At 34.1% G+C, this 6,622-nt stretch carries 6 protein-coding genes; all 6 read right to left on the bottom strand.

Going from position 1 to position 6,622, the window contains the following annotated elements; all coding sequences use genetic code 11:
* Positions 1-135 precede the first annotated feature (135 nt).
* The 6 genes from MWH25_RS12265 to MWH25_RS12240 all read right to left on the bottom strand — a co-directional run bounded on the left by MWH25_RS12265 (position 136) and on the right by MWH25_RS12240 (position 6,044).
* The gene (locus MWH25_RS12265) at positions 136-1,314 is read right to left on the bottom strand and encodes a phosphopentomutase (protein WP_248627941.1); all 1,179 of its coding nucleotides are present in this window, start codon (positions 1,312-1,314) and stop codon (positions 136-138) included.
* Positions 1,315-1,459: 145 nt separating this feature from the next.
* Positions 1,460-2,101 (bottom strand): stage II sporulation protein M, encoded by a 642-nt coding sequence (gene spoIIM / locus MWH25_RS12260; RefSeq protein WP_248627940.1) that lies wholly within the window; start codon positions 2,099-2,101, stop codon positions 1,460-1,462.
* A 64-nt stretch (positions 2,102-2,165) separates the two neighbouring features.
* Positions 2,166-2,864: a hypothetical protein gene (locus MWH25_RS12255; protein WP_248627939.1), complete on the bottom strand. Its 699-nt coding sequence runs from the start codon at positions 2,862-2,864 to the stop codon at positions 2,166-2,168.
* A gap of 125 nt (positions 2,865-2,989) precedes the next feature.
* On the bottom strand, positions 2,990-3,529 hold the full coding sequence (locus tag MWH25_RS12250) for an NUDIX hydrolase (protein ID WP_248627938.1): 540 nt from the start codon (positions 3,527-3,529) through the stop codon (positions 2,990-2,992).
* Positions 3,530-4,609: a DUF3866 family protein gene (locus tag MWH25_RS12245; protein ID WP_248627937.1), complete on the bottom strand. Its 1,080-nt coding sequence runs from the start codon at positions 4,607-4,609 to the stop codon at positions 3,530-3,532.
* Between the two features lie 361 nt (positions 4,610-4,970).
* On the bottom strand, positions 4,971-6,044 hold the full coding sequence (locus tag MWH25_RS12240; RefSeq protein WP_248627936.1) for an alanine/ornithine racemase family PLP-dependent enzyme: 1,074 nt from the start codon (positions 6,042-6,044) through the stop codon (positions 4,971-4,973).
* Positions 6,045-6,622 lie beyond the last annotated feature (578 nt).

Genomic DNA, 6,622 nt, shown 5'->3' with positions numbered 1-6,622 from the left:
AGTTATTGTAGATTGTCTTCACAATACTAGGCGATACTTTTCATATCGCAACAGATCACACCATAATTGTAATAAAGAAGCCCCTATAATATCAAAAATTATCTTAAGTTAACGCGTATGTTATCCATACAGTAATTAAAGAATTTCATCCTTAAAACTAACCCCATTATCAGTCTTCTCAATCCCAAAAATATCAGAGATGGTCGCTGCAATATCACTAAAAGTCTCTCTAGTTCCTAAATCAACTCCAGCTTTCACCTGCTCACCATAAACTAACAATGGAACGTACTCTCTAGTATGATCGCTTCCCTTATGAGTTGGATCACAGCCATGATCAGCAGTCAAAATTAATAAATCATCTTCATTTAAAGCAGAGATCAATTCAGGTAATCTTTGATCAAACTCTTGTAATGCCTGAGCATAACCGTTGGCATCTCTGCGGTGACCATATTTTTGATCGAAATCAACCAAATTAACAAAAATTAATCCTTCTTGATCGCTTCCCTGTAAATATTTTAGCGTCTTATCAACTCCATCCATATTATTATCTGTATGGACAGCTTGAGTAATTCCCTGATCGGCAAAAATATTATCGATCTTTCCTACAGCCATCACCTCTTTATCAGCTTCCTTAAGATAATCTAATACCGTCTTGGCTGGAGGTTGTAGTGAGTAATCCTTCCGGCGACAAGTTCTAGTAAAATCTCCTAGCTCCCCAATAAAAGGTCTAGCAATAACCCTTGCTACTGCATGCTCGCCTGTTAAAATCCCCCTTGCTTTCTGGCACATGTCATAGAGTTCTTCAATCGAAATTATATCTTCATGAGCAGCAATCTGAAAAACGCTATCAGCCGATGTATAAACGATTGGCTTCCCAGTCTCTAAATGTTCTGCTCCCAACTCTTCAATAATTACAGTTCCTGATGCAGGTTTATTTCCTAAACTCCCTCTTCCAATCGCTTTGTGAAATTGATCCATTACTTCTTCAGGAAAACCATCTGGATAAGTCGGAAACGGATCGGATGACAACAAACCTGCTATTTCCCAATGCCCAGTCGTTGTATCTTTTCCGTTTGATAACTCTGCCATCTTACCAAAAGCAGCTTGAGGATTTTCTTCTGGTTCTACTCCCTCAATTTCTACAATATTACCTAAACCAAACTGTTTTAAATTAGGTAAATTAACCCCTCTAACCTCTTTGGCCAAGTTTGGTAATGTAGCAACTCCTTGATCACCAAACTTTTTAGCATCTGGTAAAGCTCCTACTCCTACACTATCTAGTACAATTAAATTTATTCTTTTAATATTACTCATTTTAGTACCTCCTTATAAATGTCTAATGCTAAAATAAAATCTTTCGTTAGACGTCAGACCTTTATATAACTTCTAGTATTCTACTCAAATCCCTTCTTTTTAGAAAGATTAATAAGTAAATTTTCAGAATAAAGACATATTATTTTTAAATTATATAATTAGCAATAGTTCTAATCAAAATTGGTGTTATATAAGCTTCTACAAGTCCAGCCATAACTAGTAAAATTCCTATCATTAACATTACAATTGAATAATTAGTTATTAATAAGCGAAATTTATATCTACTTCCCATCAAGATTCCTTTGCCTAAAGTTAAAGCAAAACTAATACTGACCAAAGCTCCTAAAAGCAAACTAGGCAAAAATATTATGTTTTGTGGTAAAACAGAAATTATTGATAATATAATTCCTCGTAAAAACATCTGATCTAGCAAAAACCCAACCGTAAATCCAATAATAAATCCGCGCAAAAAAATTATAAATGGGATTAATATCGCACCAAGCATAGTTAATCCTAATAGCCAAAATAAAAATGTAAACCTCAAATTAGAGATAATAATATTTTGAGCTACTAGTTGCTTATTCGCTCTCATTAATTGATTAATTTCAACAATAAATTCTCCTAAATATTCAACCAACTCTTTTTTTTGAGCATAATCTAAAGTTCTAACAGCAAGCGTTCCAAATACAATCCCAATTACAAAAAAAACTATAATAAAAAATAAAAGTAACAGGTTCTTTTCTAAAAAAAGAGCTATTTTTCTCTTTAAATATCTATAGTTAATCATTAATTTCCTCCTAGCCAATCATAAAGTCTTTTATAAATTAATATGTCAGCTAGAAATAACTTTATTACACTTGTAAAAAACCTGCTTCAATTATTAGTTTAGCTATATGTTCAGCTGCCAAAACATCCTCATACGAATTAGAGCTAGCAGCAACTAAAGTAATTCCTGTATTATACTTCTTAGCTAACTTAATTGCTCGTTTAGCTGAATCTTTGGCAGGTTTAATCCCTTTTTTATCCATTGTTCTAGCTACAGTCCCTGTAATAACTCTAGGGGCACCATGATTATAAGCTGTATCAAAAGCAACCCCACCACATTCAGTGATTAATAAGACAATCTTATCTTTAAATTCAGCTAAAGTAGTTACTTCACATCCTATATTTGCTAAAATATTATCTACCTGGGCTCCTGAACGTTTTACTCCTGTCAGTGCTAACTGTATATTTTTCCTTCTTTCCTCTTCAGTTGCTTGCCTTGGTTCAGTGACTATTATTATCTCTGTATCATATTTTAAAGCTTTTTTTCCAGCAAAATATCCAATCTTCTCTGGATTAATTACTACTGGGACATTAACATGATCAGGACTAGCACCGAAAACATCTAAAGCTCCTGCATCTAAAGCGGCCTCTGCAGTAGTTGACATATCAATCAGATCAACAATCATAACTACATCTCCCTTACGAGCTGCTCGAGCAGCCCCAGAAGCATTAAACGTAACATTTAAGGTAACTAAACGTCTTTGATTATTCGTAAATTCTTCCATACTTTCCTCCCCAACAAAATAATAAATTTATTTTTAGCTTTTTTAACTCCAATTATTCTAGCTTGAATTCTTTACTATTTTGCGTAAATCACATACTTCACATTCTAAAATTAACAACTTATCATTTATTTTTGCTTGCTAATAGACAATAAATATTGTAATCCAATAATTGTTTTAGCATCTTCAAACTCTCCTTCAACAAGCATCTTAGTAACCTGCTCAATTTTAAGATCTCTTAATTTAATAAATTCATCTGGATCTGTCTGCTGCTCAGATTTTTCTAAATCAGTTGCTAAAAACAAATGGATCACCTCATCAGTAAAACCAGGGCTAGTATAAAATGAAGTTAATTTCTGCAATGAGCTAGCTTGATAACCTGTCTCTTCTTCTAATTCCCGCAAAGCACATGGCTCTATCTCTTCATCTGGTTCTAATTTTCCAGCTGGTAGCTCCAATATTACTTTTTCAGCTGGCTTTCTAAATTGCTCAACTAAAGTGACTTTCCCTGCCTGATAAGGAATGACTGCCACTCCACCACTATGTTTTACAATTTCTCTCTTTGAGTTGTTTCCATTTGGCAATTGCACTTGATCAACCTTTAAGTTAACTACCTGCCCTTGATAAATCTGCTCACTACTAATAGTTTTCTCTATTAAATCTTTCATCTAATCCCTCCTTAGTTCCTCATTAGCAAGCAATCCTGCTACACCTGCTGTCATAAAGTATTCTCGAGCTTGTTGGTAATTCCTACCCATTGTCTGAACTTTAAAATCTAACTTATCTAAATAGTTTAAAATTTCTTCCCCTTCTCTATAAACAACTTGGTGCTTAGTAGTTAATTTAAATTTAGTCAACTGTTCTTTGATAATTTCCAGTCGTTTTTGATCTTTAAATTTAGGAATTCCAATTTTAGCTTCAACTAAAGTCAACTCTCCTAAAGTTGTTCTTGTATGATGGCTCAAGCCATAATGCCTCTTGCGCGAATCACTGAAACTGACTCTAGGTACAGCAATTGGCTCCCCTCCTAAGCTCTTTACAGCATGTAATATCTCAGTCTGTTCAACCCCACTAAAACCATATTTAGTTCCTGTTCCAACAATCCCAGGCCCCATTGCTACTACGATCACATCAGCTTGATTGATCTGATAAGCTGCTATTAGAGAAGAATAAATATTAACTGCTTCTAACTCACCTCCAAAAGCATGCCCACTAGTAATCGTATGATCAATTAAACCCTCACTTTTCAGTTGATAAACTAACTGACTAAGCTTAAGTGGCAAAGCAGCTCCATCAGTCATAATATATGTCACTTTAACTTCTGGTCTATTCTCTTTAATTGCTACTGTAATAGCTGGTAGCATACTATGCAAAGTTCCTACTATTACTGGAGTACCCTTTAATGAAACAAATTCTTTAATCATTTTATGATTAGGATTACCCTCTTCTTCTACACTATTCACCTTAATCTGATAAGGAGTATAACGTAATTTCATAATATGCCCTGCTCCAGTCAAGCCCTGCTCTTTATCTAAAATACAGATAACAAAATCATATCCACCAGTTCCTAATTGCAAAGAAGTAGCGGTAGTATTTAACATCACTTTATCTCCTACCTCAATTTGGCCCACTAAATCATCATAACTAATCCCTTTTTTTTCTATATTACTAATTTTGACCTTAACCTTAGTTATTCCTTCTTTCCTGGATAAAATATCCACGACTTCCCCTTGCTTTATTTCTAACATCTAACACCTCCAATTGAACTGCTCTTAACAATCAGTCCTCAAATTTGATTTCATCTAACCCTATATTACAATTATGTGTCACTTTGTGACACATAATTGAGTTGACAGTGTACAGTGAACAGTTTACAGTTAAGATCAAAACCTTAAAAAATTAAGACCTCTGAAATGCCTTATGTTCGCAGGTTTAGAGTGATTTTGATTTAAGTTTTTAATGGTTTTAACTGTCAACCGTCCCTAAAGGTCTTTATCAAGACCTTTCGTGAAAAACATAGAAACCATATCAACTGTAAACTGTACACTGATATAAAGTGGCAAAGTGCCACTTTATATCAATTTAGTTTCGTTTTAAAATTCTTCATCTCTAATTATAATCAACCTTTACATAAGGAGATGTCATCGCCCTTAATAATGCTGCATAATTTAGTTCAAATTTCAAGCTATCACCTATAGTTGTATCTTTCCGGTAGCCAGTTAGATCAACTATCAAGTGATCACTACTAGCACTCTCTATCTTGACCCCTTTATCCAGCGGAGTTAACCCCTTAAAAAAAACATCTTGCCTTCCAACAGCCAAGATAGCTCTCTTTCTAATCCCTTTTTTACTACTAATCTCCTTTTCACCGAAAGCATTTTGTCCTATTCTTCCTTCAGATTGAGCAGGCTTTTCTTTAAGTTCAATAATCTCTGCTTCTAACAAGAAAGAATCTTGAAAAGTGTTAGGAAAAGGCTCTCTATTAGTCACATTTCTCCCTAACAAAATTGTCTCTCCTACCCTTAACTGATTGATTTCTGGAGGTAACCCTCTCTCTTTTAATCTAGGTAAAGAACTACTATTACCTCCTGAAATTATCTTTAAATTTTCATCAAACTCTTCATTTATTTTTTCTCTCAACTCAATCAAAACTTTCATATTTTCATCAGAAGGTAACACCCCACCAAAGCAGGCTAAATTTGTTCCTATTCCAACTAGCTTAATATTAGTCAATTGAAGTACCTCTTCAACTATCTTCATTACATTATCAGGCATAACTCCCTCTCTTCTATCACCAACATCTACCATTAAAATAACCTTGTGCAGCAACTCCTGTTCCCTAGCTACTTCATTTAATGCTTTAACTATTTTTAATTCTGAATTAAGACTTACATCTACATATTTAACCACCTGCTCAACCTCACTCAACATTGGAGTTCTAAGCAACATTAATGGAACTCGCTCCAATTTTAAATTTTCTCTTAAGTATAATAAATTATTAATTCTAGAATCAGCTAATCCCACTACTCCTCCTTTTAATAAAGCTTTAGCAACTTCTAAATTAGCACAAACAGATTTAGTCACCCCTACAACTTCTATCCCCTTTTCTGCTGCTAAGTTTACTACTTCTTTAGCATTAGCAATCACCTTCTTGATATCGACATTAACTTTAGGATTTTTCACCTATTTCACCTCTCTCACTTCTAAAAATCATTAATAAAACCTAAAAATTTAACTCCATAACCATAAAAAAAGTCTCCTATTAAGGAGCCCTTTTCTTTGACGCTCCACGGGGCAAACCACCGTGGATTCTTATTCATAGAGCCTAGCCTTTTTACGGTTAATCTCAGGCTTAAGTGTAAACTGTTCTTACAACTTCTCTCCTAGTCAAAGACTAGTCGTGGTAAAAGAGCCTCCAAAGGCTTAACTTCCTATCCGCCCGACAGTAGATATGATTTTTATGATTTTCACATAGGATTCTAGCTCTTTAGAACCTGTAGGGATATAGTTTTTATAGTTTTTACGAAAAGTTCGATAGACCTTGTAGATGTAATCTATCTATTAGCCCATTGTAGTTGTAAACCTTGTTGCAAAATATTCTTACTAGCATTTAAATCTTTGATTTCTTTACTTTTATATTCGCATTTACTACAAAGTTAACTTGAAAGGAAAAATATATCAATCTTAATTAATAGAGATAGGTAAGCCTTTGGTGTTATCTCTGGCTTTTCCCCCTCCTCACACCGTACGTGAGACTCTCA

Source organism: Natroniella acetigena (assembly GCF_023227745.1).
GTDB classification, from domain to species: Bacteria; Bacillota; Halanaerobiia; order Halobacteroidales; family Halobacteroidaceae; genus Natroniella; species Natroniella acetigena.
Note: the sequence above shows the minus strand (reverse complement) of the source record. Positions and strands in the feature narration are given on the sequence as shown.

Excerpts from the sequence above, each read along its gene's own strand:
- MWH25_RS12265 (WP_248627941.1), bottom strand. The coding sequence starts at position 1,314 with ATGAGTAATATTAAAAGAATAAATTTAATTGTACTAGATAGTGTAGGA.
- MWH25_RS12250 (WP_248627938.1), bottom strand. The coding sequence starts at position 3,529 with ATGAAAGATTTAATAGAGAAAACTATTAGTAGTGAGCAGATTTATCAA.
- MWH25_RS12255 (WP_248627939.1), bottom strand. The coding sequence starts at position 2,864 with ATGGAAGAATTTACGAATAATCAAAGACGTTTAGTTACCTTAAATGTT.
- MWH25_RS12245 (WP_248627937.1), bottom strand. The coding sequence starts at position 4,609 with ATGTTAGAAATAAAGCAAGGGGAAGTCGTGGATATTTTATCCAGGAAA.
- spoIIM (WP_248627940.1), bottom strand. The coding sequence starts at position 2,101 with ATGATTAACTATAGATATTTAAAGAGAAAAATAGCTCTTTTTTTAGAA.